Genomic DNA, 26,344 nt, shown 5'->3' with positions numbered 1-26,344 from the left:
CGATCCCAGTAAATTAGCGGTTTTCTTGGTAAACATTATTATCTTCATTGTTTTTTATGGTTTGATTTTGATGACTAGCAAGGATTAATTGTTTAATATCTTGGATATCCCGCTTTAGTTCTTGATTCTCCCTGAATAATTGCTCCATTTGTTCCTCGCGCTTCGCATCATCGTCCTGTCCTAAATAGCTTAAGATAACGGCGACAACAAGGTTTAAAATAACCAATGCACCAATGATGATAAATGATACAAAATAGACCCAAGCCCATGGGATTTCATTAATAATGGGTCTTGCCACCTGACTAGCCCACGATTCAAACGTCACGACTTGCATTAAGGTAAATAACGCGGTGTGAAAACTTCCAAAAAACTCATAAGGAAGTACCTCACTAAAGAATGTTGTTCCAATAATCGCATAAATAGAAAAAATCAACACCGACAATCCTAATATCCCTGTTAATGCTGGGACGGATTTCATTAAGGAATCAATAATTTTCCGTAACGCAGGAATAGCTGGAATCATTCGTAATAAGCGCAATACCCGGATTAACCTCAGAACGCTGACGAAAGGCGTAGAGTAAAAGATCATACTTCCTATAACAATAAGAAAATCAAATCGATTCCAACGATCAGAGAAATAACCTTTGAAACCAAGACCAATAATCTTAAAAATGAGTTCTAGCACAAAGACCCAAACAATGATTCTATCTAAAGTAATTAATAGACTATTTCCTTTGAGATACGTCTCACTAATAATAATCAGTCCGTTTAATAGGATGATCCCAATGATTATCGGTTGGAAATATTCATGCTCAACGATTTTTCTAACTTTAGTTCTTAATGAACTATTATTTTGATTCGTTTCTTCTTTCTTTATTAATTCCATGGTATCAACCACATTCCCCTTCTATCATTTGCTTTTTCCTAACAAGATCTATTTTAAATGTTCTGTTGTCCAACTTCTACAATTATTTTTAATACCGCTATTTTAACGATTAATTCTGGCGATTCTATTCAATTAAAGACACTTGAAATCTGGAAAATAATATATATCTAATCTATGTAAACTTACCGCCTTTTTAGGATAAATTATTATAAAAATAAATTATGAGTTCTTAATCTATAGTGCAATCTTCTTGATATTTTATTAACTTTAAATAAAACTTAGTAAGGAACCAACATTACTTTATTTTGTACTAAGGAAGTGATTGTTTGAAGGTGATTTTAGCCACCCCCAATTTTCATCAACCACGAGGAAACACGGTGACTGTCCAGCGAATTGCAGATGGACTAGAGAATTTAGATGTTGAAACAGAAATTATTTCGATAACAGAGAACAGCTCGGTGACTGCCTTGCCCCCATCGGATATTACCCATGGCTTCCACGCCTATAAATTTTATAAGTTTAAGGAACACCTTAAAACGAAAATCGAGTCTTTTGTTGTTACGATGACAGGAACGGATTTAAATCATGATTTATACCATCAAGACAAACGTGCAGATGTCATTCAATGTTTATCTGAAGCAAAGGCGATTCATGTATTTAATGAGGAAGCAAAGCAGGTTTTAGTAAAAGAAGCTCCGAATATGGCAAATAAAATCTACGTTATTCCACAAGGGGCAACCCTATTTAAAGAAACCGATTTTTCAATTGAAAAGGAAGAAAACACTTTCCTATTTGTTCTACCAGCTGGGATAAGAAAGGTAAAAAATGTTCCATTTGCCATTAACATGCTCAAAACTTTATATGAAAAATATCCATCCGTTCGCTTGTTACTTGTCGGTCCAGTAATTGAAGAAGATGAAGGACAGATTGTAAAAAATCTCGTTGACCAAAATAAGGATTGGGTAAGTTATATTGGTCAAATTCCACACTCCAACATGGGTGCCATTTATAAGCAAGCCGATGCGCTTCTTAACACATCTCACACAGAGGGTCAGCCCTCTGCGATTATTGAGGCAATGGCATATAGCCTACCTGTATTAGTATCAAGCAACCACGGGAACCTTAGCCTTGTATTCAATGAAAAGACCGGTTTTGTATATAACAATGAAGTCGAATTTCTTGATTATGCTGAGCAACTAGTCAATAATAACGAAATAAGGGAGAAGCTCGGTGAGGCCGCTCAAGCGTACATTGAAAAATATCATTCAAGTACATCTGAGGTTCAAACATTACTTAAGATCTATCAGGATGTCTTGAAGGAAAGATTGAGCCTAACTGAAGCATAGATGAACTCCAAAAAAATTTTTTTAATAATTATTTAAGGAGTGATATATATGAGTAAAAAAGAAGAAATCATTAAATTAACTTCTTTATCCTCAAAAGGTGGCTGAGGATGCAAAATTGGTCCTGAAGACCTGGCGCAGGTTCTGCGTCATTTACCAAAGTCTGTACCTGATCCAAATTTATTAGTCGGACTTGATACTTCTGATGATGCTGGAGTTTATAAAATTAATGAAGAAACCGCACTTGTGCAAACACTCGATTTTTTCACACCCATAGTGGATGATCCATATATGTTTGGACAAATCGCAGCAGCTAATTCATTAAGCGATGTCTATGCCATGGGTGGAAAACCAATTACGGTGATGAATATTGTTGGCTTTCCAATAAATACATTAGATAAAAGTATTCTAGCCGAAATTTTAGCTGGGGCATCTGATAAGGTTAAAGAATCAGGTGCCGCCTTAGTTGGTGGTCATTCCATTGATGATCAAGAACCAAAGTTCGGCTTATCTGTTACTGGGACTGTTCATCCTGATCGTATTCGATCCAACGCAGGTGCTAAGCCTGGTGATCGCTTGATTTTAACAAAGCCAATTGGCGTTGGTATTCTTACAACAGCCATCAAAAAAGACCTTCTTTCTAAAGAAGACTTAGATAACGTCATGCACGTTATGGCTACCTTAAACAAAGATGCTGCTGAAGCGATGGAACCATACAATGTTAATGCTTGTACTGACGTGACTGGTTTTGGATTGCTCGGTCATACCCTTGAAATAGCAGAGGGCAGTCAAGTTGGAATTGTGATTGACCATAAAGCAGTCCCAATTTTACCTAAAACGAAAGAGCTTGCAGAACAAAACATCATTCCAGGTGGAACAAAGAAAAATCATAAATGGATTTGTGGAAGAGTTGAATATGACAAGGCGATTAGTGAAATCGACCAATTGATCCTTTGTGACGCAATTACATCAGGGGGATTACTTATTTCAGTACCAGAAGCCGAGGCTGAAGCATTACAGCGTACTTTAGAAGATAAGCAAGTTACTTCAGCTATCATCGGTGAAGTTACAGATGAAAAACCTGGCTGCATTAAAGTCATATAAAAGGACTCGGGTACGGGTCCTTTTTTAACCAATTTAAATATTAAAAATTTAATAAAAAAATTAAGGTGGTAAAAATGAAAAAGAGCATTATTTTTTCCGTGACTCTATTATTGTTCGTCTTTCTTACGGCTTGTGGAAACGATTCAACTAGTGACGGTAAAGAGAACAAGGAAACAGTTGAAGACTTTACAATTGGGGTTATCCCTGCTCAAACTGAGGGTGCTATGGATGAAGCAATGGAAAACCTCCAAGCTACCCTTTCAGAAAAACTAGATCGAAATGTAACAATAGATGTATATCCTGATTATAACGGCGTTGTTGAAGCGATGAACTACAACAAAATCGATATGGCCTTTTTCGGTCCTTTAACTTATGTCGTTGCCCATGAAAAAAGCGGTGCTAAGGCGATTATTACCCAGTTAGTAGACGGGGAACCTTATTACTACTCCTATTTTATTACACAAATAGATTCTCCGTGGGATACACTTGAAGATGTTTTAAAAAATCCTAGCGAGGTTAACCTTGCCTTTGGTGATATCAATTCGACATCTGGTTCATTGATCCCTTCGATCGAATTAAAAAACCGTGGTGTTATTCAATCTGATGATGAACATTCGTTTCAGTCCGTGAGATATTCTGGTTCTCATGACGCAACTGCTCTATCGGTTCAAAATAAACAAGTTGATGTTGGGGCCATCGACAGTGCCATTTATCATCAATTAGTTGAATCTGGGAAAATTAACGGAGAACAAATCAAGATTATCTGGAAATCAGAAAAGCTTTTCCAATATCCATGGGCCGTTCACCGTGATACAGAAGAAACGACAATAAACACATTGATTGAGACATTCAAAGCAATCGATGATCCAGTCATATTAGATGCTTTTGGTGCTTCTGGATTTACTGAAGCGACAGATGAGGATTATAAAGCGATTAGGGACGCAGCAATAAAAGAAGGAATTATTACAGAATAGAGCTGATTTTTCGTGTGGTTTAATGGGCGTAATTTTATAACTTTTTTTCTGTTAGCATTAGCAGTTTATATCAGTATGAAGTTAACAGATTTTGATTTATCCAAATTTAGAGATTTTCGGAACATGATTGATTTTCTTTCACACTGGTTCCCATTGGATTTCTCTTTATTACCCAAAATTCTAGAAGCTAGCTTTGTAACGTTAGCAATGGCATTTCTTGGCAGTTTTTTAGGGCTACTGATTGCCCTCCCTATTAGCTTTTTAGCTGCAAGAAATACATCGCCGTCCAAGCTATTCTTTCATTTTTCAAGAGTAAGCTTAAGCTTTGTACGCTCTGTTCCTGAAATTGTGTTTGGTTTGATATTGTTAACAGCACTTGGACTCGGTCCCTTCCCTGCTGTTTTAGCCATTATGATTCATAATATCGGTGTTTTGGGAAAATTAATATCAGAACTGATTGAATCCGCTGAACGCGGACCACAAGAAGCCATAAAAGCGGTTGGTGCAAAAAAATGGTTTGCTTACCTTTTTAGTATCCTTCCGCAAATTTGGCCGAATGTATTATCACATTATTTCTATCGATTTGAAGTGGCTATTCGGACGTCATTAATTCTTGGTTTTATTGGTGGCGGCGGCATCGGGCAACGACTTTTTAATGACTTTAAAACGTTTCAGTACTCTGCTGTTGCCCTTGATGTTTTCGTTATTATGGTTATTGTCATTATCGTTGATTTGTATGGTGGTTTTGTCAGAAATAGAATCATTTAAAAATTTCATGCTTTGAAGTGGCTTTAATCCCCCTTCAAGTTTGTTTAAATAAATTAACTCTACTACCCTTAATCCGTAAAAAAAGGAGTCAAGGTAATGCTTGAAATACAAAATTTATCAGTCCGTTATAAAGGAACGAACCAAAACGCACTTTCGTCAATTGATCTTACACTTCAAGAAGGTGAATTCGTTTGTATATTGGGAAAAAGCGGTGCTGGAAAATCAACTTTAATCCGTTGTATGAATGGATTACATAAACCAACCAGTGGAGAAGTATTTTTTGATGGTGAGCCATTATCCACTAAAAATGAAGAACAATTACGGAATGTTCGAAGAGAAATGGGGATGATTTTTCAACATTTTAACCTCGTCCCCCGTCTTTCCGTATTACAAAATGTGTTAACGGGAATGTTTGGCTACAGAAGTACATTTAAAAATTTAATTGGCTGGTTTTCAAAGGAAGAAATTGAACAAGCAAAAAAGGTCATTCACGATGTAGGACTTAGTGACTTTATAGACCGCAGAGTTGAACTATTGAGCGGAGGACAAAAGCAAAGGGTTGGAATCGCACGCGCAGTTCTACAAAGACCTCGAGTTCTTCTCGGTGATGAACCTGTAGCAAGTTTGGACCCTGGTACATCCAACCATATCTTTATGCTTCTTCAAGAGATGCACGTTCAAAATCAGTTACTAACCGTTATCAACGTCCATGATGTAACACTCGCTAAAAGGTATGCGACAAGGATTCTTGCTTTAAAAAACGGTGAGCTTATTTTTGACGGTAAACCTGAAGATTTCACAGAAAAACAATATCAGGAAACATATGACCACACTTACGAAATATCACATGACCGACCAATACTCGAATATGTATAAAGTGAAACTTCACATAAGCAATTAAGTATAGGATGATTATTGGAGAACAAATTATAACTAAAGGAGGGATTTTTGTTGCAAATCATTGTTCAAAATGAAAATGAGAAGGAATTATTAGAAACATTTTTTAATGGTTTTTTATCTGACCCTAATTATGAACAAAGATTTAGATTGGAAGAGAACGGCATGTCATCCATAAATAGTGACGAATTTAGGTTAATAAAAAGTTCATTTAAAAACATCGTCATTACAATCGATCCTGCCATCGAAGAAATGCATTTTAATAAAGATGATATTCTGTCACAAATCTTTGAATGCAGCGGCTTTAATGACGAACAAAATAATGTCACCTATTCCCAATACCTCAATAAGCAAAGTCAGCAGCTGTTTAAACCATGGGAACATGATGCTTGCTGGAATGAGCAAATTCAAGAATAAGACTAATCAAATAAGGACTCCTGGTTACAAACGAAGGAGTCCTTTTATCCATAATCTTCCTATTGTTTTAATACGGCCTTAATACTTTCTTCCAATATTGATAATCCTTTATCTAATACTTCATCATCAATATTTAATGGAGGCATCACTTTTAGAACTTCATCATTTATTCCAGCGGTTTCAGCAATTAACCCTTTTTCAAAAGCAGTACAACAAATCGTGCTGGCTAATCCTTCAACATGACAAACCAATCCTTGCATTAAGCCTCTTCCACGAACTTCTCCTTTAAGGTCAGGATATTTCTGAACAAGGCTTTTTAAAAACTGATGGACTTTTTCTCCTTTTCTTTCCACTTGCTTTACTAATGAATCATCTTCCCAAAAAGCTAAGGCTTCTGTTGCTGTTACAAAAGCTAGATTGTTCCCTCGAAACGTTCCATTATGCTCTCCTGGCTCCCATATATCGTGTTCTGGCTTAAATAAAGTTAACGCAAATGGAAGACCATACCCCCCAATTGATTTGGAAAGACAGATAATATCTGGTTCAATTCCCGCTGGCTCAAAGCTAAAAAATGATCCTGTACGTCCTATACCTGCTTGAATATCATCAATGATTAAAAGGATATCCCACTTCCGACACAGCTCTTCAATTCGTTTTATCCATGCAAAGCTTGCAACGTTTATTCCTCCCTCTCCTTGAACGGTTTCTAAAATGATCGCTGCAGGTTTAGAAACCCCACTTCCATTGTCTTCTAAAAAGCGCTCAATATAATCGACTGAATCTGTTTCCTCCCCCATAAATTCATCAAATGGCATAACAACTGTATTATGCAGCGGGACCCCAGCACCGTGCCGTTTAAATTGATTTCCTGTGATTGACAGTGCTCCTAGGGTCATTCCATGAAACGCATTCGTAAAACTCATGACCGTTTCTCGTCCTGTAATTTTTCTTGCTAATTTTAGAGCGCTCTCAACGGAATTAGTCCCTGTAGGTCCTGGAAACATAACCTTATATTTCATATTTCTTGGATTAAGAATCGTTTCTTGTAATTTTGTAATAAACTTTTCTTTTGCTTCTGTTGCCATATCAAGCCCATGAGTAATTCCATCACTTTTAATATATTCCAATAATTTTTCTTTCATTTTTGGGTGATTATGCCCATAATTTAACGCTCCTGCTCCTGCAAAAAAATCAATATATTCATTTCCATCTTGATCCCAAAGTTTGTCGCCGATTGCTTTTGTGAAAACTGCGGGGAAACTTCGGCAATAACTTCGCACCTCAGATTCATGCTCTTTAAATACATTTAAATTAGGTTTGTCTTGTACAGTTGGCAAAATGTTTCTCCTCCTTTTTGGTTTCTTAATTAATGGAAAGGTCCTATTAAATAGGTTTGTTCCGTCTCATGATTATTACTTGGAAAAATTTCTGGTGGAATTTGATCCGTTTTTTCTATTTTCGTTCCTAAATTTTTAGCCAGCTTGCTAAATAGTGCTTGTGAAGCTTTATTTGAAGGAGAAATGGTTGTTTCTATAAATTGAACACTTGAACATTCCTTCCTTTTAACAAGCTCGTGCAGAAGAGCAGAAGCTACCCCTTTTCCTCTCTGGGAATCATCTACTGCAACTTGCCAGACAAACATTTTTTCGGGGCTTTTTGGATGACAAAAAGCAGAAACAAATCCGACAATCTGATGATCTTCTTCTGCAACAACACAGGTATCCTCAAAATATTTACATAAAATTAGATAAAAATAAGGTGAATTTAAATCCAGAACTTGAGTATCGCGAATAAGCCTCCAAATATTTGCGCCATCCTCTATATGAGGCTTACGTAAAGTCATTGTTTTTGTAGGCAACAGATCGAACCTCCTAAAAGTTTGATGAAAGAGAAACATCTTCATCTTATGATTAGTTAAAATACGTACAGTTATAAAAAAAACTATCTCCAGTTTTAGTAATAGTTCAATATTTCTTGGAACATTCAGCCATTTAATTAATTTAAAATTAAGAGTCGAAAAAATTGTTAAAACTACTGATTATATTGAACTTAAAAGGTGGTCACTTATGGGAATTGTAGTACAGAAATATGGTGGAACGTCGGTTGGGAATGTAGAGCGAATTAAAAACGTTGCCAAACGAATTCAAAAAACCGTTCAAGAAGGAACACAAGTCGTTGTTGTTGTTTCGGCGATGGGAGATCAAACGGATGAGTTAATTTCTTTAATGAATCAAGTTACAAAAAAACCTCCTCGTCGTGAAATGGATATGATTTTAACTACAGGCGAACAAATTTCGATCGCTTTATTATCTACAGCTTTACAAGAATTAGATGTCCCTTCCATATCTTATACAGGATGGCAAGCTGGCATAGAAACAGAATCTGAATTTGGCAATGCAAGAATTTTGGATATTAACCCAAAGCGAATATATAAATCACTAAAAGAAGGAAAGGTTGTTATCGTTGCAGGATTTCAAGGAATTACAGAAAAAGAGGAAATTGCCACTTTAGGAAGAGGTGGCTCAGATACTTCAGCTGTAGCTCTTGCCGTTGCAGTAAAAGCTGATTATTGTGAGATCAATACTGATGTTGAAGGGGTATATAGTACGGACCCGCGAATTGTTCCAAAAGCTAGAAAACTTCCGGCTATATCACATGATGAAATGTTGGAAATGGCAACATTAGGTGCATCTGTTTTACACCCAAGAGCAGTTGAACTTGCTAAAGTTCATGGAGTTAAAATTTTGGTTCGCTCCAGCTTTTCAGATAAGGAAGGAACTTATATTAAGGAGGCAAACGAAATGGAACAAGAAAATGTGGTTAGCGGGATAGCTTATGATACTGATGTCATTAAAATAGACGTGCTAAACATGCCTAATAAAGTTGACACAATATCTAGTTTATTTGATTCCTTAGCTTCAGAAAAGATTAATGTAGATATGATCGTTTTAAGTGATCGTGGTACAGAAACGTTTAATTTATCCTTCAGTGTAAGTATAGAAGATGCAGAGCGTACAATTAAAACATTAAAACAACATGAAAGTGAATTACTATTTACTGATGCCTTTTATGAAAAAGATGTGGCCAAAGTATCTATCATCGGTTCAGGAATGAGCATCCACCCCGGTGTAGCGGCAAAAATGTTTCAAACATTATCTAATGAGGATATTCAAATAAAAATGATAACAACCTCTGAAATAAAAGTTTCCTGCATTATCCCAGAGGAAAAAGGAAAAAATGCTGTAAAAATTCTACATAGCGCCTTCGATTTAGATACTACTGAAAAAGCAAAAGTAGAGGCCTAAATACTCTTCCATGCATTAATAAGGTAATTGGGTTAAGTTAAGCTTTTTTAATACCAGGAAAATTATATGACCACCCCTACGAAAATTCACATGATCGACCAATAAACGAATATGTATAAACCAAAGGAGGGGTGGTCATGGTAAAAAATCCGTGAATTGTTGATCACTCAAGGATCGTGTACGATTCTGTACATTCAAACGCTGTGACAATGGTTAAGAAGGAAAAAGTAAAGACCGTTGTCCTTACCTTTGATGATGGCCCGAGTAAAGTTCTTCTTGATATACTCGATGTCCTGTGGCACCAAAATGTCCCTGCTGTCTTCTTTTGGCAATCAAGACTATTATACGATCAACGACCGTGGCAAAGAGTCTTAGATGAGGGCCATGATATTGGAACACATTCAAGAAAGCATCTTAATTTGACAAAGTTGTCCTACAAGGAACAATTTCAGGATATAGCAAGCAGTAAATCGAAAATAGAACAAATAACAAAGCATAAAATCAAATACTTTCGTCCCCCATTTGGACAGTTCAACGAAGATACAATGGCTGTAGCAAAAACATTAGGGCTAACTCCGGTCATGTGGAGAATTTCATCTATGGATTGGGAGCTAAAAGATAATCCACAAAAAATTATTACCAATGTATTGGAACATTTAGAAGACGGTGCCATTATTCTTTTGCACGAACTAAAACAAACACTAGAGGCGTTGCCTGAGTTAATTACCGAAATAAAAGCAAAAGGATTTCACTTTAGAAAAATATAATCTTCTTTTTGTTAAACGCTGTAATGCATGGAACTCCATTCGGATTTAAATTAATTATTATAATTAAACAAGAATTGATTTTACAGCTTTACCTAGTTTTTTAATTCCTTCAACGATTTCTTTTTCATCCGCATAACTAAACGAAAGGCGGATAAACTCAGTTCCATCCTTTTGGTTCAAGAAAAAGTATTTACCAGGAACAAATGCAACACCTTCAACTAGAGCCTGAGTTAACAATTGAGCCGTATCGACACCTGGAATTTTGACCCACACAAAGTACCCACCTTCAGGCACATACCACGACACTAATTCTGAAAGGTATTGTTCCAGTGAGGAGATTAAAACAGTACACTTTTCCTGATACGCGTCTCTTAAGGTTTTGAGCCTTTTTTCAAAATCTGTGATTTCTAAGAATGTAGCCGTTGTAGCATGAGAAAAAGGATGGCCTAAGTCTTTTTTAAACCAAGCTAACGCAGTAATCAATTCAGACGCCCCTGCTGCCCATCCAATCCGTAGCCCTGGTGCTACTACCTTTGATAATGAACCAACATGGAGAACACGGTCTTCTCTATCCAGTGCTTTTAGTGGGATTGGACATTTATTAAAAGATAATTCTCCGTAGGCATCATCTTCTAAAATAAGGAAATTATATTTGGCAGCAAGCTCCAGTAAATGCTGCCGGCGCTCCGCTGTCAGGGTTGTTCCTGTAGGATTTTGAAAGGTTGGGATTGTATATAGTAGCCGTGGAAGAGTGAGCCCTTTACTTTTCCTTTCTGCTAGAACTTCTTCTAATCGATTGGTATCGAATCCATACTTATCTACTGGAATACTAATAAAACTCTTCGTATAATTTTGAAAAATCTCTAAAGCCTCCATATACGTTGGTGTTTCTATAGCAACGATTGTTTTATCATCTATTAGAATGCGCGCAATGAGATCGATCGCCTGACAAGCACCTGATGTAATCAAAAGCTCTTCTTCCGAAACATGAATACCACGCTCAGCCAATCTTTTTTGGATCTGCTCCTTTAATTTCGTAATTCTTGGACTCCCAAGATAATGGAGCGGTAAATCCTGCTCCTCTTCAAATAACTTAGCTACTGCTGTCTTTAACGGCATAACAGGCACATGAGTAGGTGACGGATAGCCAGAATTAAGACGAATACACCCAGCTGGAACTTTCGTCATCCATTCACCAGGAGGATTACTCTTAAGTGCGGATTTAATGTTTTCGGAAAAAAAAGATTCAATACTCACTTCTATCATTCACCTTTCCATTCATCCCTTTTAATACAATAGGATTATTCAAAAATTGTTTAATTAATCATTAAGTTATTTTAAATTTCCTCTATCTGAACTAAGATACATTACGTAAACTGAAACTTCAAATATTGATAAATATCATGTAATTCCTTCCCTTTTCCCAGTTAACAATTTCATTAATAGAATTCATTGACTTATACAATCTTTGATCATTTGAAAACGGTTTTACTTGCAAAGGCAACAATAATTATTGTAATATTATGAATATTCTATAATGACAAATAAAAAGGAGATTATCTTATTATGATTGAAAATTACCAATTCTCTCATCGCCTTAAAGTTCGTTATTCAGAAATAGATGGGCAAAAAATTGTTTTTAACGCCCATTACCTTACATATTTAGATGTCACAGTATCTGAATATTTCGAAGAAGGATTAAGACTAGATTTAGTCCAGCTTGCTGAAGATGAAGAATTTGACTTTGTCTTAGCAAAAACAACACTTGAATACAAAAGCCCTGCACGGCTTGGTGATTGGTTAAATATTTGGTGTCGAGTAAAAAAAATAGGCCATACTAGTTTTACTATGGATTTCATGATAACAAAGGAAGGAGAACGTGCCCCTTTACTTTTAGCTGAAATTATCTATGTTAGTTACAATGCTAACACAAAAAGTTCTGAACAAGTTCCTGATTTCATTCGAGAGAAAATAGTGAAGTTTGAAAAAGGAGAGGAATTATCAAAAAAAGGGACTAATTGAAAGATGAACGAGCAAAAATCGCATTTGATTATTGCTCGTTCATTACTATTTATAATAGTCAATTCGGTTTGCCGTTTTCATACGGTTTCAGTACACCATACAGCGTTTCAATGACAGGAACAGTCACATGGTGTTTGGCTGCCATCCGCAGTGCTCCCCCATGTAAATGCTCGACTTCTATAGGCAGCCCTTTTCTCATATCCTGATGCATGGAAGATGTCGCTTCTTTTTTGAAACCCTTTAATCGGTTTGCCATTACTTCCACTTCTTGATCTGTTAAAGCAATGCCCTCTTTCTCAGCGAGCAAACTCATCTCATAGATTACTTTTCTAGCAACGGCAAATGAAGCCTCTGAGCTCGCAATAAAACCTGCTGGCAGCTGCATTGCTGAAGTGATTCCAGAAAAAGCTGTAATAAATATATACTTCTTCCACATATGTTTTAAAATATTTTCTTCTCTTAGTATATTTGTTTTTACATGACTATGTATCGCTTCTAGTTGCTCACATATTTTTGTTTGCTCGTTATGAAGGGCTCCAAATTTTATAGTACTACTTCCGTTTGTATGCTCTACGTGACCTTGTTCATTTAACGTAGCAATGATAGAAGCAAAGCCACCTACCACCTTTTCTGTTCCAACTGCTTGTTGTAATAATTGCAAATGCTCCATACCATTTAACAAAGGCAACACAAACGCTCCTGTCTGTTGTACGATCATTTGGACTTGCGGTATGACTTGGTTAAGATGATATCCTTTTACAGCCAGTATTACTAAATCTATATCTTTGACTTTTTCAGGCGATGTATAAACCATTACGTCTTTTGTTTCAAAGCTTCCTTCAGGGCTGTTTATTTTCAAACCTTCTTTTATTAATTGATTAGCGCGTTTTTCTCTAACAAAAAACGAAACGCTTTCACCTGCTTCTAACATTCTCCCACCAAAATAAACTCCCAAAGCTCCTGCACCTTGCACCAGTATATTCATAATAGAACAGCCTCCCTAATGATAAACTTTATCCATTTATTCTAACAAACACCCCTTCGCATACTCTATTCTATCACCTAAAACCATGAAGTGGGAGTCTTAGCGCCAGTTAAATGGGATAGAATTCTATTTTTTTCCAAATCTCTCAATTTCAAGCTCCTTTATCTCATTGTAATCAAATTGTAATACTATTCTATTTTTTTCGTTCATAGGAATGGAAGTAGATAAGAGTTTTTAAAACTACTATATCAACTAGGAGGACTATATTTATGAAAAAATTAATTTTTGTACTGACATTACTAGCAGCTCTATCTTTTGCTGCACCTACTTTTGCTTATACCGTTGAAAAAGGAGATACAATGACGAAAATCGCACAGGAACATGGTTTAACATTAGAAGAACTAGCGAAGGATAACCCAGAAATTGAGAATCTTGACCTGATTTTTGTAGGTCAGCATATTAATATAAATGAAACAAGTAATTCTTCCGAAGCTATGTCTATAGAGGAAAAAAACCACTCTACCGAAGTAAACCTCGAAGTAAGCCTCTCGGTAGCTGAGATCGATTTATTAGCTAGAATTGTAAGAGCCGAAGCCCAAACAGAGCCTTTTGAAGGAAAAGTTGCGGTGGCCGATGTTGTCTTAAATCGAGTAGAAAGCCCCCAATTTCCTAATACCATAAAAAAAGTCATTTATCAACGTGGTCAATTTCAACCCGTTGCAAATGGACAAATAAACAAACCAGCTGATAAGGAGTCCATCAAGGCAGTATATGCAGCATTATCCAACATGAGAAATATAGCTCGAGGTTCGTTATTCTTCTACAACCCAGACATAGCTACAAGCCGTTGGTTAGACTCTAGGAGGACAACCCTTGTTATTGGACAACATGTATTTAAAAATTAATACATTTTCATATAGGTAAGTACATATGTTTAAGTAATATAATGTGATCAGAATGTGGTCAAGGAGGTTGTCAGATAAATCCACCTAACTTTATATCTGGTGGATTTGATCTGATCTGATTTACACTTGGATAACTGTTCTATCCCTATCAACTTGAACTCCTCCTTTCCATACTCCTAACCTTTGCGGTCGTTCTAGTAAAACATTACGAGGATTTGTTGTATCAAAAAGGACAAGGTCCGCTTGATGATTGAGCGCTATTGTGTGGGATGGTATGCCTAATGCCCTCGCAGCATGGACAGTAGTCATATCAATCAACGTTTCTGAATCCCGATACGTCCCCATTTGTGCTACATGTGCAAGAAGTAATGCTACATCTAAAGGATCGCCTGTACCAAAAGGAGTAAATGGGTTTTGAATATTATTGGTTCCAACGATGACATTCACTCCTTCTTCCAAAAGAAGTTTGACAGGTGTCACCCCTCGCCTCATTCTCTCTTTATCACCTCTACCATTGAGAAATAAATCGGTTGCCGGCAATGACATCACATGGATATTTGCTTTAGCAATATCTGCAGCAATTTGCTGGGCGAGGTTGTACGGAACGGATCCAAGTGAAGTCAAGTGCCCCACCGATACTCGTCCTTGAAACCCGTATGTTAATGTCCGATTTATGATGTCTTTTATGGCCAATTGCTGTGGGTCATCGGAAAAATCAACATGAAAATCGAGTGGTTTATTATATTTATGAGCTAATTGAAAAACAAAATCAAGGTGACCTATGGGATTCGGGTCATTATAGGGAATCCCACCAACAACATCTGCGCCAATAATCAGCGATTCTTCCATCAGTTCAGCCGTTCCTTTTTGTTGAAATATTCCCTCTTGAGGAAACGTAACGAGTTGTATATCAATCCGTTCTCTATATTGCTCTTTAAGTTCTAATAAAACCTCCAAACCTTTTAACTCTACAATCGGGTCTACCTCTACATGACACCTAAGATGAGTTACACCATATGAAATACATTTTTCTAATACTTTTATCGAGCGTTGTTTAATATCTTCCTTTGTAAATCCTTTCTTTAAATCACCTGTTAATTGAATTGCCTCATCCAGCGTTGTAGCATCTTCTTTCATTTGATCCAGCAAATAGGCTTTATCTAAATGAATGTGCGGCTCCACAAGTCCAGGTAATAGAACCCTTCCATCAGCTTTAATGGTTTGCTTTGCTTGGGGTACCTGCTCTCCCGCCTTAGATAGATAAGTAATCCTACCATTCTGAACCCCTACATCCATTTTTTCATCGTTGTGCGGAATAGCAACTTTATGAAACAACATGTCTAGCATTATTGGCCCCCTCTTATAAATAATTGAACGATTAACTTAGAATAATAGAGTTGCAAAACCAGTAAAAGCTCCTAATACCCTTGTTATTGTTATTTTGCTCCTAACTCAGATAACATCGTTCGGTAATTAAATTGCACATCCTCGAGATGCCTTTGCATTAGGATACTACTTCTTTCCGCGTCTTTTTCTTTCACAGCTTTTAAGATTTCTTTATGATAATAGTAAGCGTGCTCGACATCATCATTAATTGCCATTTCCATTCGCACCTTTTTAAAATTTTCTACAACTGATTGATAGACGTTGACGATGACATCATTTTGTGTTGCTATAGCTAACGTTCCATGAAAATCGAGATCAGGAACAATAATAGAGGTTCCATTTGCGACACAAACAGCTAAATCATCCATGGACTTTTCCATTTTTTTTATACAAGCCTCATCTCTCCTTTTGGCAGCTAAGAACGCAATTTTTACTTCAATTCCTTTTCTAAATTCTAATAAGTCCAAGGACTGGTTTACATCAATCGAAGGTAACCATGTCGTGATGTCCTTTAATTTATTATAATGAATCTTTGTTTTTAAATAGGTTCCCTTTCCAGGTTTCTTTTCAATGATACCTTTTTCAGCAAGAATTTGAATCGCTTCTCTAACCGATGATCTCCCTACCTCTAATAATTGAACGAGCTCTCTTTCAGACGGAAGTTTATCACCTGTTTGAAGCCCCTTCTTCCTAATATAGTCTAGTAAAAACTTCTGAACGGTTTCACTTACAACGATCATATTCGTTTCTCCTTGGGCGTATAGTTTTTCTTCATTATCTGGTATGACCGGTCTTACCAGATTGCCATCCATTTTTTCCGTTTTCTTGTTCCTCAACGATATCACGCCAAATTACAGACGTCGTGTAGTACGTGAAGTTTTCTGACTCGGTTTCTAAACTCTATTTATACCAGTATTTAAAATGCCAGAAGATCAATGGAGCATTGTCCATCAAACTAACTGGCACTACTTAGTCTCTGGAATTTATCTTAGTTGGAATGATTTTATTTTTACTGATACCCTGCAGTTGCTTACCGAGATATGTACTCACCTTCTAATTGGTGTTCTTCACCAGAGATGAGGTTCCCTTTTGAAAAAACTGCTTCTCGCTTTGGTACGGATGCGATGGCATCCTTAATGTTTTGCGCGTCTACTAGCATAAAATCAGCCTTTTCACCGACTTTTGGGGTCAAGGAACGGTTCGTTATAAAGGAGTACGCTTTGGTTAAGAGCTCATCAGTTACCCATCCGTTCTTCTCCGCTAATCGCGAACCCCGTTGCAGCATATCTCCATTACCATATGGGGACCAAGCATCACGGATGTTATCTGTACCGACTTGAAAGGTTACCCCCGCAGAAACCATTGTTTCTATTCGTGGCATCGGACGATCAATAGGAACACTTGAAATAATCGATACACTTGCTTCCTTTAAGGCATTCATAGTATCACTTAACTCCGTATCAGCAACCATACCTAAACAATAGGCGTGACTGACGGCAACCCTACCTTGCTTCTGCGTTTGTCTTGTATAGTCTGTGACAAGATCAATCGTGTACACACCAAGATGACCTGGATCATGTAAATGTAGATCTATACCTGCATTAAATTCTACACTTAAATCAAACATGGCCTCTAAGCTTGCTTCCACTCTTCTATCAAGACCAGCTGGATCAACGCCTCCGACAAGATCGGCTCCGTTTCGAAGCGCCTCTTTCATAATGCCCACAGAATTTGACCGTAATAAGCCTTGTTGTGGAAAGGCAACGATTTCAATTTCCATTAATTCTTTTAATTGTTCACGCAGCTCAAGAACGGCCTCTAGGTGCTTCAACCCAAGTTCAGGATCGACATCTACATGAGTTCTGATTTTTGTTGTTCCTTGTTTTAGCATGACTTCTGCCAAGATTAATGCTCGAGTTGCCACTGAATTCTCCATAGATGAGAGCAACTCTTTTTCAAACTTTAATTGTTTCGATAACGTAGTAAAGGGCTGGAGCGATCGCCATGACTCACCAAGAAGGTGTTTATCCAAATGACAATGCATATCAGCGAGTGTTGGTAAATATAAAAGACCCTTCGCATCATATGTAAAAACCTCTGTTTCCATTTCAGATTCTACAATCTCCTGGATGAGTCCGTTTTCGATAACCAGATCCCTTACCTTACCCTCGAACCGTACATTTTTAATTACTTTTTTCATGACTTCATCCTCCTCGTTCTATCTAACCGATAAAGTTAGTAAATAAGCGACAGAAGTTATCTCAAGACAATAACTGGTACTTTGATTAAAGTTGGTGTAGCACGGATTAGATCAACTAGCATGGGAGGAGGGATTAATCCCTCCACTGATTATTTGGCAGGTAAATACTTCGTAGTAAATATATCTGTTGCCTCAACCGCTTCATCCAACACCCCTGCTTCATTCAGCTGGTCAATGAGTGTGGACCATCTTTCTTCTGTCATATAACCAAAACCATATTTTTCTGCATCTCCTACATAGATAAAGTCTTTTGCTACTTCTAATTCGTACTGCAAGGATTCCATTGACTTATCTGGATTTTTCTCATGAATTAATTCTAATGTTTCATCCGGCGTTTCTTTAAAATAATTCCAACCTTTGATAAAAGCCGTAACAAAGTTTTGCACAGTCTCTTCATTCTCTGTTAGATAATCTTTCGTTACATACAGAACATATTGATAGGGATCGTAGCCGGAATCAGAAATTAATTTTACTTCTGTTTCAATTCCTTGCTGTTCCATAAAAAATGGTTCTCCTGTGACATAAACTTGATTTACTGATTCAACATTGTTTATAAAGTTAGTGTGGTCTCCAGTAAAGGCTAATTCATTAACATCACTTAAATCATATTTACTTTTAAAATATTCCCAATAGGTAATCCCAGGTTGAATAAAGGCGGTTCGACCACTTACTTCATCGAAATCATCAATACCATGACCTTTATGAAACATAAATGCTTGTGGACTCCGTTGATAAATTGTTGCTAAAGCTACTAATTCAATCCCTTGATTTCTTGCAACGATTAGCTGATCTCCGTGGACAAGACCAAACTCTGCACTGCCAGAGGCAACCATCTGGATGGATGAAACTTGCGGACCACCGGGTTCAATGGTTACATCGATTCCCTTTTCCTCAAAGAAACCTTGGGCGTCTGCTGCATATATTCCGCCATGTCCAGCCTGTGCAAACCAGTTTAATACGAGTTTCACAGACTCTAGCTCTTGATTTTCTTCACTACCTACCGTTTCATTGGATACCTCTTCACCGGCAGCATCAGTAGCAGTGCCTTCATTTTCATTACCACAAGCCACTAATAATAACAGGACAGCCATACTTACTAACAACATGTTAAATTTCAAAAGACCCCCAAGTTTGTTCATCTTGATAACACCTCTTCTTTTTTATTATTTTTCAACCTTCATCGCTGACTCGTGCCAAGATTTAAGCATCATATTAGCAAACAAGCTTACTAGAAGGTAAAAACCAATTCCTAAAAGGGCAGCAGCAATACCACACGCAAATAAGTAGGGTGTTTTTACTTGTATCGCAGCAACTGTAATCGAATATCCTAGGCCACCCTTACCTCCTCCAATTCCAGCAATGTATTCACCAACGATTGCACCTACGATGGACAATGTACACGAGATTTTTAGCCCAGCCATCATATACGGCAATGCGGATGGAATTCGTAATTTCCACATTCGTTGCCATTTAGAAGCATTGTACAATGTAAACAGGTCATCCATATTTTTATTTACAGAATTCAACCCCATTAATGTATTGGATATGACAGGGAAGAAACCAATTAAGAATGAGATAACTACAATAGAATTAAAGCCTGCTCCAAACCAAATGACGACGATCGGTGCTACCGCAACTACCGGTATGGTCTGTAAAAGGATCGCATAAGGATATATACTTCTCTCAATTATTTTGGAACTAGCCAATAAAACTGAGAACAATACCCCAATGACAGCACTGAGAACGAAACCTATAATGGATTCAAAGACAGTGATTTGAATGGCTGGCCATAACAGGTGCCAATCTGCAACGGCTGCTGCTACAACATCGGTAGGCTTAGGTAAAATATAATGTTTTAACCCTAAAATTAAAGGGACTGTCTGCCAAATCGCAATAAAAATAATGAAGGCAACGATCGGACCAAAATAACTTTCCTTAAACGTCCTCCAAATGTTACTTTTTTTCAAACTAGTATTTTCGGTTAACAGCTTCTTTTTGTTGGTTACCTCAGCAGAAGGCATAGACATTAAAGTACCTCCCTTCTTTCATTACTATTTTCGAGCTTTTTAGATGCTAGATCGACATACTTAGTAAAGCTAGGCTCTGTTCTGATATTCAACTCTCGGGGAAAGGGTAAATCGACAGTAATTAATGATGATAACCTACCAGGACGCGCAGACATCACTGCAATTCTAGTAGAAAGAAACACAGCCTCGTTAACATTGTGGGTAACAAATAGACATGTCACCTTTTCCTTCTGCCAAATGTCTAGTAATTCCAATTGCAAGGTTTGTCTCGTCATTTCATCTAGTGCTGCAAAAGGTTCATCCATCAATAACAGTTTTGGCTTAGCCACTAATGCACGAGCAATGGATACTCTCATTTTCATCCCGCCAGATAGTTGGCGAGGGTAAGCTTTTAAATAATCTTTTAATCCAACCATCTCTAATACACGAATCGCTTCCTGCTTTTGTTCCTTCTTATTACCTGCTCTTAATTCAAGAGGAAGAAGTACATTATCAAGAACCGTTCTCCATGGCAACAAATTCGCATCTTGGAAGACAAAAGCAATTTCATTTGTTTGTTTAATTAATTCTTTGGGAGAATTGTTAAATACTTTGACTACCCCCTTTGTTGCTTCCCCTAAACCAGCAACCATCCTTAGCGCAGTTGATTTACCACATCCCGAAGGTCCTAAAAAACACACGAATTCACCTTCTATAACTGACAAATCAAACTCACTTAAAGCAATGGTTTCATTATTAAAGACTTTGTCAACGTGTTGAAATTTAACGATCTCTCGTTCTATAGTCACCACGGCTACCCTCCTTTTTTACGTTGTATTCGAATAGAAGTAAGACTTTCGACATGACACTTGTTAAATTTTCGATTTGAATTCCTTCACATATTAAGAAAACCGTGCTTAAAATTTCCTGCCCCGTCTGGTATGACCGGTCTTACCAGAGAACTGTACATTGATCTCCTCCTACGGTTCCTTGATAATCACGATATCACCACCAACGTTCAATCGTCTTGTACTAGGTCAGCTTTCCTAACGTGGTTTGTAAAGTCTTGTAAAAACCAGTATGGTAAAAGATTAGGGGGCCCCCACTATTGTGGCAGCCCCCTCGCATAAATCGGACGTTTTTTATTAAGGTAATCGAATTTCCTTATTATAACTGACTCTCTATCATTTTTACTTTTAAAAAAATCTATAATACATTAGGTTTGTATAGCTTTCCTGTCAGTGTTTCTAACTAATATTTTCTTCTTAACTATTGGCTTCCGATATTTCTTTTTATCAAAATAATGTATTAGGATAATTAAAGTTAAATCGCTTAAAATGGATATAGATATACGAAGGGAAAGATGAAAATGATTAAAAAAGCTGATATGTTAAAAAGGTTAAGCTCGTTGATTGGTAAGGAGTTAACAAGCAGGAATTTACATGAAGCGTTGTTTTGTGAAGAAAAAGATCAGAAAAAACTTCGACGTTTTAATTTTGGAACGCATACATATGTTCAATACAAAATTCATTTAGATAAAAACTCAGATATACCACCCTTTGTCGTCATTACGATTCCGGGTAATCCGACAACCTTTAGAGTCGATCTCGAAGAAAAGGAAGGACAAATGATCATCCATTCGGAGCCAAAGATAAATTATTATTATTTATGATGAAAAATCAATGAATTTATGGGGCCATAACTGCGTTAAATTTGTTTCTTCTTAATTTATCGGATAAGATAATTGAGGTAGGCTGATCATTTAATTAAACTGTAAAAATAATGGGAGTGAAGTAAATGGCTGTAGATGTTTATCTAAATTTTAATGGCAACTGCCGGGAAGCTGTAGAGTATTACGCCCAAGTCTTTGAAACAGAAAAACCACAAATTATGACTTTTGGGGATTCGCCCCCTAATCCAGAATTTGTTCTTCCAGAAGAAGCAAAAAATTTGGTCATGCATACACGCCTTACTATTGCTGGTAGCAATGTTATGTTTTCTGATGTTTTTCCTGGAATGCCTTTTAACCCAGGTAATAATATTAGCCTTGCCATAATCAGTAAGAACATAGACGAAATTAAGTCTTTTTTCAATAAATTAAAGGATGGCGGCACAGTAGGGATGGAACTTCAAGAAACATTCTGGAGCAAGTGCTACGGTCAAGTAACAGATAAGTTTGGGATTATTTGGCAATTCAACTATGACAGTGGAGAAATGGGAATATAATGCCTGTATTAAGGTAAGCTAGAATCTCATATTACTTTAATGTATAATTAAGAGCGAGAAGTGCGCCAACACTTCTCTCTGCAACCTCTAACGCCAATTAGTGGTTGTTATTTTTTATTTTTTCTTGAGAGCCACCTCTTGCTTGTAAGGGCGTTGGGTGGTTTTCGTATATCTTATCATAAATTGTACGTCTATCACCTTCATTTTTTCCGGTCTGTCCCAGTAAAGAGAAGACCTAATAACAATCCAATTCCGACTAAGAAGAAAACCATAAACGAACTAATCGCAATAAACATCTCCCCAGTAGCAAAACCAGAAGTAAAGGCCACAAATAAACTAAATAAAATTAAACCGAATCCTATCGCATAAAAAATAGCGCGAACCTTGTTCATTGCATACTTTTGACTTGTCTCTCTTGTTAAGACACTATAAGTTACAATCATGTTTTGATTTTTTGATCCAAATTACTTTGGTTCTTCATCGGTAATTCCTCCCTCAATTAATTGATCTAATACACCTTTTGCAAACTTCCATTCTTTTTTATTTTGTTCGTAACGCTCCACTCCCTCTTCAGTAAGACGGTAATATTTCCTTCGTCCACCTTGTGTTTCATCTCCCCAATATGAAACAATTAACCCTTCTTTCTCTAACCTGCGAAAAGCCGTGTACAAAGTTGCTTCCTTTAGTTCATACTGGTTCCCGCTCAGATACTGTAATTATATCCACTGATTTTATCACCATCTTTTTAGCTATTCTAACGTTCTTATAAAAATAATAAAAAAGGCAAATTCTTCATTAAAGAATTCACCATTAATCTAACTGTTAAACACTTCTAACACTGTACGAGTTTAAGCAGTGTGTATTAGAGGATATAATAATAAATTAAGCATCCTTGGTTAAGGAATAGATGAAATGAGCAACCCCATCCTCAACATTTGAAAGGGTCACTTCATCACAGGAATTTTTAATTTCCTGTGGGGCATTTCCCATTGCGGCGCTTCTTCTTGCCTTTTTTAACATCGATAAATCGTTAAAGCTGTCGCCAACAGCAGCTGTATCAGATAAGTTGATTTTTAACTCATTGGCAAGAATTTCTAGGGCAATCCCTTTTGAAGCATTTTTATGTTCTAGTTCAAAATTATGTTTAGCAGACTTAACAATCGTTAAATCCTTTTTATGCTCAAATTTTGCCCACCCTTTTCTCAGCTTCTCTTCATTAAACGAAAAAGCAAGGATATTATAAATATCGACATCCGTCTCTAAAAGATCTCTGTACGAATTGATAAAAGAAAAACCAGTTTGACTGAATTGCTTCTTGGCAGCATGTTCGAGGTGTTCGATGCTCACTTCTGGGTTAGCACTTTTTATTCTGTCCATTTCAATAGTTAAAAGCTCTCGTCCATTCTGTGGAGTAAAAATAGCATGATTGCTGAAAACTTCATAATAGTAATCCTCTTGCTCAAGCCAGCTCAAAATAGCTATCGCATCTTGTTTATTGATGGGTACAGAGTGAAACAGATCGCCATTCGGTTGATGTATTGTTGCTCCATTCGCACCAATAATCCAGGTTTTAATATCGGTATTTTTAAAAATGGTCTGGACATCGAAATAGGCACGACCAGTCGCAACTACGACTTCAACATCATTCGTTTGAGCCAATTTGATGGCTTCCAAATTCTTTTTGCTTATTTGGCTTTCCTCATTAAGTAAAGTGCCATCCAAATCCACAGCAATCAATTTTACCACATTAATCATCCCCTTCATCTTCTAAATCAGCTGTTAAAAGTTCTACATGATGTTTATCTAACAAATCCCTAAACACTTTCGGAGGTGTTTGATCTGTAATTAGCAAATCGATATCATGTAAATCAGCAAACCGGAAAAAATCCGTGTTTCCAAGCTTCGTATGGTCAGCTAAAACAATAACTTGTTTCGCTTGCTGGATCATTTTTCTCTTGACCAAGCCATCCTCTTCATGCGCAATGGTCAATCCATTTTCAGAAATTCCTACAACTCCTATAAAAGCTTTATCGACAAGGTATTTTGCGAGTTTTTCTACAACAGATGAACCATAAAGATAGCGATGCTCTTTCTCCAGAGTTCCACCTAAGAGCTGGATATTTACTGCTGGGTTGGAGGATAATACTTCTGCCTGATTAATTGAATTTGTAATAACGGTACAATCCATGTTTTCAATATGTTCAGCACAGGATTGTACCGTTGTTGAAGCATCCAAAATGACCCTGTCACCTGGATAGATTAAAGAGGCCGCTTTCTTTCCAATAATCTTTTTTTCTTCAGATACAATTTTCAGGCGATTAGAATAGTTCTTTATTTCATCATGAACAGATGGAAGAATAGCCCCTCCTCGTGTACGCACAATTGATTTTTCTTCCTCGAGCCTGACAAGATCCCTTCTTGCAGTATCTCTTGAAATATCAAAGAGCGAACAGATTTGTTCAACCGAAATTCGTTGATTCTTTTTAAGAAATTCCAAAATCGCTACTAATCTTTCCTCTTGATACAAGAAACTCACCACCTTTGCAAGTAATTATACAACATAAGTAAGTATTTGTAATTATTAATAAGTATTTTTAAGTAATTTTATGTTATCACAAAAGTCTGTAAAACAACATTTAAAATTAGAAGATACACAAAATGCTAAATATTTAAACTTTCTTATTCTTTGAAAAATAGGTCCCCCTTTTATGAATAATAAAAGAGCCTTTCTATTGTGAAAAAGGCTCTTTACTCACAGTTACATCTTTTTTATATTGACTTATAAGTAATGAACAACACTCCAAGATTGTAAAGGAATTTAATGCATTCCCTTCCATTCACCTTGGTTTTTAGATGATTTTTGTTCCTTAGCTTTTTCTTTGTGGGCTCGATTCGCAGCTGCACTACCAAGTTCTTTAGAGAACTCTGAATCGGTTTTACTTGAGTCAAATCCTTGTTTATTCTTTTGGTCTGCGTTCGTTTTGCCACTCCGTTTTGCCATAAGTATCACTCCTTTTTTCTTTATTATGAGAATTAAAAAGGGAATTATACGTTATAGCTTTATACACGTTAGTGTTAATGGTGCTATTAAAAGTAGAAAAAAAGTCAATGAAATAAATCATCAACTTTTTCTCATCCTCCTATCCATTTTTCATTTGATTCATTAGTGATGGTGGTTTCCTTCAGCTGCCATGGCAATGGCTTTCGTTGCATGAACGGTACCATATGGATGCTGAGGTGGCGCATAAATCGAGTAGAGTTTTATCGGTGTATGACCCGTATTAGTTAGATTGTGCCACTTTCCAGCAGGTATCATGATCGCATAGTCATCATAGACGTTTGCTTGAAAATCTAATCGATCTTTACTATCACCCATTTGAACAAATCCTTGACCTTCTTCAATACGGATGAATTGATCAAGGTTCGGATGAACTTCTAAACCGATATCATCTCCAACATCAATACTCATCAACGTTACTTGCAAATGATTTCCTGTCCATATAGCGGTACGGTACGTATTGTTTTGCTTTGTGATCTCCTCAATATCTACAACAAACGGATTGGGTCCATAATCCGTAAAATGATTGAAAACTTCCTCATTTAAAAAACCAAATCGTGTCGCATTTTCTTGTTCCCCTGTTGAAGCATGTAAAAAGACATTGCAAACGAATGGATGTTGAGTAAGTAAACAATTCCGTTGATCTTCTTCATACCCTTCCACTTCTATTTTATAAGCCTTTTGTAAACCTTCTCTGTAACTATGAAACGGAACTTGATTGATTTGGTACACAGGCTGTCTTCCAGTAAGCGTCATATAAAGGTTAGTAAATTGATTGACATGTACATTTTTGTTATCTAACGCATGAAGAATGTCATTTTTATGCTTTTGGTTTGGCGCTACATTGGCAAGTCGACGATAAAGATCAATCGCTGAAGCTTCCCTTTTTATTCCAGCAAGTAACGCTTCTAATACTTGTTGATCATTTTCTTGATGATTTCTAGACATATGGTCAGGCCGAGACATTGGTGTGTGAACATTCGCGTAATAAGAATACGGATATGGTCTAGGAACATAATACATTTTGTTTATTCC

Annotated in this window: 28 protein-coding genes and 1 pseudogene; 12 read left to right on the top strand and 17 right to left on the bottom strand. The window is 36.8% G+C overall.

Going from position 1 to position 26,344, the window contains the following annotated elements:
• Positions 1-13: 13 nt before the first annotated feature.
• The gene (locus tag J0N78_RS01765; RefSeq protein WP_307794878.1) at positions 14-898 is read right to left on the bottom strand and encodes an ion transporter; all 885 of its coding nucleotides are present in this window, start codon (positions 896-898) and stop codon (positions 14-16) included.
• Between the two features lie 320 nt (positions 899-1,218).
• Between J0N78_RS01765 and J0N78_RS01760 the strand changes: the two genes are divergently transcribed.
• The 6 genes from J0N78_RS01760 to J0N78_RS01735 all read left to right on the top strand — a co-directional run bounded on the left by J0N78_RS01760 (position 1,219) and on the right by J0N78_RS01735 (position 6,389).
• Positions 1,219-2,232 (top strand): glycosyltransferase, encoded by a 1,014-nt coding sequence (locus tag J0N78_RS01760; RefSeq protein WP_307794887.1) that lies wholly within the window; start codon positions 1,219-1,221, stop codon positions 2,230-2,232.
• A gap of 48 nt (positions 2,233-2,280) precedes the next feature.
• Positions 2,281-3,333, top strand: coding sequence for a selenide, water dikinase SelD (gene selD / locus J0N78_RS01755; RefSeq protein WP_209121274.1), 1,053 nt, complete (start codon positions 2,281-2,283; stop codon positions 3,331-3,333).
• A 74-nt stretch (positions 3,334-3,407) separates the two neighbouring features.
• Positions 3,408-4,307 (top strand): phosphate/phosphite/phosphonate ABC transporter substrate-binding protein, encoded by a 900-nt coding sequence (gene phnD, locus J0N78_RS01750; protein ID WP_209121273.1) that lies wholly within the window; start codon positions 3,408-3,410, stop codon positions 4,305-4,307.
• A gap of 12 nt (positions 4,308-4,319) precedes the next feature.
• Entirely contained in the window at positions 4,320-5,075 is a 756-nt protein-coding gene (gene phnE, locus J0N78_RS01745) for a phosphonate ABC transporter, permease protein PhnE (protein ID WP_209121272.1), read from the top strand.
• Positions 5,076-5,171: 96 nt separating this feature from the next.
• Positions 5,172-5,951, top strand: coding sequence for a phosphonate ABC transporter ATP-binding protein (phnC, locus tag J0N78_RS01740; protein WP_209121271.1), 780 nt, complete (start codon positions 5,172-5,174; stop codon positions 5,949-5,951).
• Positions 5,952-6,026: 75 nt separating this feature from the next.
• The gene (locus J0N78_RS01735) at positions 6,027-6,389 is read left to right on the top strand and encodes a hypothetical protein (protein WP_209121270.1); all 363 of its coding nucleotides are present in this window, start codon (positions 6,027-6,029) and stop codon (positions 6,387-6,389) included.
• 59 nt (positions 6,390-6,448) lie between these two features.
• Here J0N78_RS01735 and ectB read toward each other — a convergent pair whose 3' ends face one another.
• Both ectB and ectA read right to left on the bottom strand, forming a co-directional pair.
• Positions 6,449-7,726, bottom strand: coding sequence for a diaminobutyrate--2-oxoglutarate transaminase (gene ectB, locus J0N78_RS01730; protein ID WP_209121269.1), 1,278 nt, complete (start codon positions 7,724-7,726; stop codon positions 6,449-6,451).
• A gap of 29 nt (positions 7,727-7,755) precedes the next feature.
• Positions 7,756-8,247 carry a diaminobutyrate acetyltransferase gene (gene ectA, locus J0N78_RS01725; protein ID WP_247747053.1) on the bottom strand — a complete coding sequence of 164 codons (492 nt, stop codon included), beginning with the start codon at positions 8,245-8,247 and terminating at the stop codon, positions 7,756-7,758.
• A gap of 208 nt (positions 8,248-8,455) precedes the next feature.
• Here ectA and J0N78_RS01720 point away from each other — a divergent pair, with 208 nt between their 5' ends.
• Together J0N78_RS01720 and J0N78_RS01715 are read left to right on the top strand one after the other, a co-directional pair.
• Entirely contained in the window at positions 8,456-9,694 is a 1,239-nt protein-coding gene (locus J0N78_RS01720; RefSeq protein WP_209121267.1) for an aspartate kinase, read from the top strand.
• A gap of 209 nt (positions 9,695-9,903) precedes the next feature.
• Positions 9,904-10,461 (top strand): polysaccharide deacetylase family protein, encoded by a 558-nt coding sequence (locus tag J0N78_RS01715; protein WP_209121266.1) that lies wholly within the window; start codon positions 9,904-9,906, stop codon positions 10,459-10,461.
• 63 nt (positions 10,462-10,524) lie between these two features.
• Here the strand turns inward: J0N78_RS01715 and J0N78_RS01710 are convergent, their stop codons facing one another.
• Entirely contained in the window at positions 10,525-11,718 is a 1,194-nt protein-coding gene (locus tag J0N78_RS01710) for an aminotransferase-like domain-containing protein (protein WP_209121265.1), read from the bottom strand.
• Between the two features lie 309 nt (positions 11,719-12,027).
• Between J0N78_RS01710 and J0N78_RS01705 the strand changes: the two genes are divergently transcribed.
• The gene (locus J0N78_RS01705) at positions 12,028-12,483 is read left to right on the top strand and encodes an acyl-CoA thioesterase (RefSeq protein WP_209121264.1); all 456 of its coding nucleotides are present in this window, start codon (positions 12,028-12,030) and stop codon (positions 12,481-12,483) included.
• A gap of 58 nt (positions 12,484-12,541) precedes the next feature.
• Here J0N78_RS01705 and J0N78_RS01700 read toward each other — a convergent pair whose 3' ends face one another.
• Complete coding sequence (locus J0N78_RS01700) at positions 12,542-13,468, bottom strand: ketopantoate reductase family protein (protein WP_209121263.1); 927 nt, start codon at positions 13,466-13,468, stop codon at positions 12,542-12,544.
• A 269-nt stretch (positions 13,469-13,737) separates the two neighbouring features.
• Here J0N78_RS01700 and J0N78_RS01695 point away from each other — a divergent pair, with 269 nt between their 5' ends.
• The gene (locus J0N78_RS01695) at positions 13,738-14,373 is read left to right on the top strand and encodes a cell wall hydrolase (RefSeq protein WP_209121262.1); all 636 of its coding nucleotides are present in this window, start codon (positions 13,738-13,740) and stop codon (positions 14,371-14,373) included.
• A 120-nt stretch (positions 14,374-14,493) separates the two neighbouring features.
• On the opposite strand, the gene J0N78_RS01690 is transcribed toward J0N78_RS01695, so the two are convergent.
• The 6 genes from J0N78_RS01690 to J0N78_RS01665 form a co-directional block, all read right to left on the bottom strand.
• Complete coding sequence (locus J0N78_RS01690) at positions 14,494-15,720, bottom strand: amidohydrolase family protein (protein ID WP_209121261.1); 1,227 nt, start codon at positions 15,718-15,720, stop codon at positions 14,494-14,496.
• Between the two features lie 89 nt (positions 15,721-15,809).
• A complete protein-coding gene (locus J0N78_RS01685) occupies positions 15,810-16,595 on the bottom strand; it encodes a FadR/GntR family transcriptional regulator (protein ID WP_247747051.1) in 786 nt (261 codons plus the stop codon).
• A gap of 194 nt (positions 16,596-16,789) precedes the next feature.
• Complete coding sequence (locus tag J0N78_RS01680; RefSeq protein ID WP_209121260.1) at positions 16,790-17,959, bottom strand: amidohydrolase family protein; 1,170 nt, start codon at positions 17,957-17,959, stop codon at positions 16,790-16,792.
• A 149-nt stretch (positions 17,960-18,108) separates the two neighbouring features.
• Positions 18,109-19,158 carry an ABC transporter substrate-binding protein gene (locus tag J0N78_RS01675; protein ID WP_209121259.1) on the bottom strand — a complete coding sequence of 350 codons (1,050 nt, stop codon included), beginning with the start codon at positions 19,156-19,158 and terminating at the stop codon, positions 18,109-18,111.
• A 24-nt stretch (positions 19,159-19,182) separates the two neighbouring features.
• Positions 19,183-20,046, bottom strand: a complete 864-nt coding sequence (locus tag J0N78_RS01670; RefSeq protein ID WP_209121258.1) for an ABC transporter permease — start codon at positions 20,044-20,046, stop codon at positions 19,183-19,185.
• Entirely contained in the window at positions 20,046-20,834 is a 789-nt protein-coding gene (locus tag J0N78_RS01665; protein WP_374193841.1) for an ABC transporter ATP-binding protein, read from the bottom strand. Before J0N78_RS01665 ends, J0N78_RS01670 begins: the two co-directional genes overlap by 1 nt.
• Before the next feature lie 554 nt (positions 20,835-21,388).
• On the opposite strand from J0N78_RS01665, the gene J0N78_RS01660 reads away from it, so the two are divergent.
• Positions 21,389-21,697 (top strand): hypothetical protein, encoded by a 309-nt coding sequence (locus J0N78_RS01660; protein ID WP_209121256.1) that lies wholly within the window; start codon positions 21,389-21,391, stop codon positions 21,695-21,697.
• Between the two features lie 125 nt (positions 21,698-21,822).
• Positions 21,823-22,251 (top strand): VOC family protein, encoded by a 429-nt coding sequence (locus J0N78_RS01655; protein WP_209121255.1) that lies wholly within the window; start codon positions 21,823-21,825, stop codon positions 22,249-22,251.
• A gap of 200 nt (positions 22,252-22,451) precedes the next feature.
• Here J0N78_RS01655 and J0N78_RS01650 read toward each other — a convergent pair whose 3' ends face one another.
• From J0N78_RS01650 to J0N78_RS01625, 6 genes and pseudogenes are all read right to left on the bottom strand, one after another.
• Positions 22,452-22,694 carry a hypothetical protein gene (locus J0N78_RS01650; RefSeq protein ID WP_209121254.1) on the bottom strand — a complete coding sequence of 81 codons (243 nt, stop codon included), beginning with the start codon at positions 22,692-22,694 and terminating at the stop codon, positions 22,452-22,454.
• A gap of 21 nt (positions 22,695-22,715) precedes the next feature.
• Positions 22,716-22,958 (bottom strand): annotated as a pseudogene (locus tag J0N78_RS01645) (PadR family transcriptional regulator); the annotation flags it as partial.
• A gap of 175 nt (positions 22,959-23,133) precedes the next feature.
• On the bottom strand, positions 23,134-24,006 hold the full coding sequence (locus J0N78_RS01640; RefSeq protein WP_209121253.1) for a Cof-type HAD-IIB family hydrolase: 873 nt from the start codon (positions 24,004-24,006) through the stop codon (positions 23,134-23,136).
• Positions 23,999-24,778 (bottom strand): DeoR/GlpR family DNA-binding transcription regulator, encoded by a 780-nt coding sequence (locus J0N78_RS01635; RefSeq protein ID WP_209121252.1) that lies wholly within the window; start codon positions 24,776-24,778, stop codon positions 23,999-24,001. Before J0N78_RS01635 ends, J0N78_RS01640 begins: the two co-directional genes overlap by 8 nt.
• 291 nt (positions 24,779-25,069) lie before the next feature.
• Positions 25,070-25,252 (bottom strand): hypothetical protein, encoded by a 183-nt coding sequence (locus tag J0N78_RS01630; RefSeq protein WP_209121251.1) that lies wholly within the window; start codon positions 25,250-25,252, stop codon positions 25,070-25,072.
• Between the two features lie 162 nt (positions 25,253-25,414).
• Positions 25,415-26,332 carry a cupin domain-containing protein gene (locus J0N78_RS01625; RefSeq protein ID WP_209121250.1) on the bottom strand — a complete coding sequence of 306 codons (918 nt, stop codon included), beginning with the start codon at positions 26,330-26,332 and terminating at the stop codon, positions 25,415-25,417.
• Positions 26,333-26,344: the final 12 nt, after the last annotated feature.

Origin of the sequence: Alkalihalobacillus sp. BA299 (genome assembly GCF_017745675.1) — a bacterium.
Lineage (GTDB): Bacteria > Bacillota > Bacilli > Bacillales > Bacillaceae_F > Alkalihalobacterium.
Note: the sequence above shows the minus strand (reverse complement) of the source record. Positions and strands in the feature narration are given on the sequence as shown.

What these genes read in the sequence shown, in the direction of transcription:
- J0N78_RS01675 (WP_209121259.1), bottom strand. Translation starts at nt 19,158, where the DNA reads ATGAACAAACTTGGGGGTCTTTTGAAATTTAACATGTTGTTAGTAAGT.
- J0N78_RS01720 (WP_209121267.1), top strand. Translation starts at nt 8,456, where the DNA reads ATGGGAATTGTAGTACAGAAATATGGTGGAACGTCGGTTGGGAATGTA.
- J0N78_RS01715 (WP_209121266.1), top strand. Translation starts at nt 9,904, where the DNA reads ATGGTTAAGAAGGAAAAAGTAAAGACCGTTGTCCTTACCTTTGATGAT.
- J0N78_RS01625 (WP_209121250.1), bottom strand. Translation starts at nt 26,332, where the DNA reads ATGTATTATGTTCCTAGACCATATCCGTATTCTTATTACGCGAATGTT.
- J0N78_RS01630 (WP_209121251.1), bottom strand. Translation starts at nt 25,252, where the DNA reads ATGGCAAAACGGAGTGGCAAAACGAACGCAGACCAAAAGAATAAACAA.
- phnD (WP_209121273.1), top strand. Translation starts at nt 3,408, where the DNA reads ATGAAAAAGAGCATTATTTTTTCCGTGACTCTATTATTGTTCGTCTTT.
- J0N78_RS01680 (WP_209121260.1), bottom strand. Translation starts at nt 17,959, where the DNA reads ATGAAAAAAGTAATTAAAAATGTACGGTTCGAGGGTAAGGTAAGGGAT.
- J0N78_RS01700 (WP_209121263.1), bottom strand. Translation starts at nt 13,468, where the DNA reads ATGAATATACTGGTGCAAGGTGCAGGAGCTTTGGGAGTTTATTTTGGT.
- J0N78_RS01705 (WP_209121264.1), top strand. Translation starts at nt 12,028, where the DNA reads ATGATTGAAAATTACCAATTCTCTCATCGCCTTAAAGTTCGTTATTCA.
- J0N78_RS01670 (WP_209121258.1), bottom strand. Translation starts at nt 20,046, where the DNA reads ATGTCTATGCCTTCTGCTGAGGTAACCAACAAAAAGAAGCTGTTAACC.
- phnC (WP_209121271.1), top strand. Translation starts at nt 5,172, where the DNA reads ATGCTTGAAATACAAAATTTATCAGTCCGTTATAAAGGAACGAACCAA.
- J0N78_RS01655 (WP_209121255.1), top strand. Translation starts at nt 21,823, where the DNA reads ATGGCTGTAGATGTTTATCTAAATTTTAATGGCAACTGCCGGGAAGCT.
- J0N78_RS01650 (WP_209121254.1), bottom strand. Translation starts at nt 22,694, where the DNA reads ATGATTGTAACTTATAGTGTCTTAACAAGAGAGACAAGTCAAAAGTAT.
- J0N78_RS01695 (WP_209121262.1), top strand. Translation starts at nt 13,738, where the DNA reads ATGAAAAAATTAATTTTTGTACTGACATTACTAGCAGCTCTATCTTTT.
- J0N78_RS01660 (WP_209121256.1), top strand. Translation starts at nt 21,389, where the DNA reads ATGAAAATGATTAAAAAAGCTGATATGTTAAAAAGGTTAAGCTCGTTG.
- J0N78_RS01690 (WP_209121261.1), bottom strand. Translation starts at nt 15,720, where the DNA reads ATGCTAGACATGTTGTTTCATAAAGTTGCTATTCCGCACAACGATGAA.
- J0N78_RS01640 (WP_209121253.1), bottom strand. Translation starts at nt 24,006, where the DNA reads ATGATTAATGTGGTAAAATTGATTGCTGTGGATTTGGATGGCACTTTA.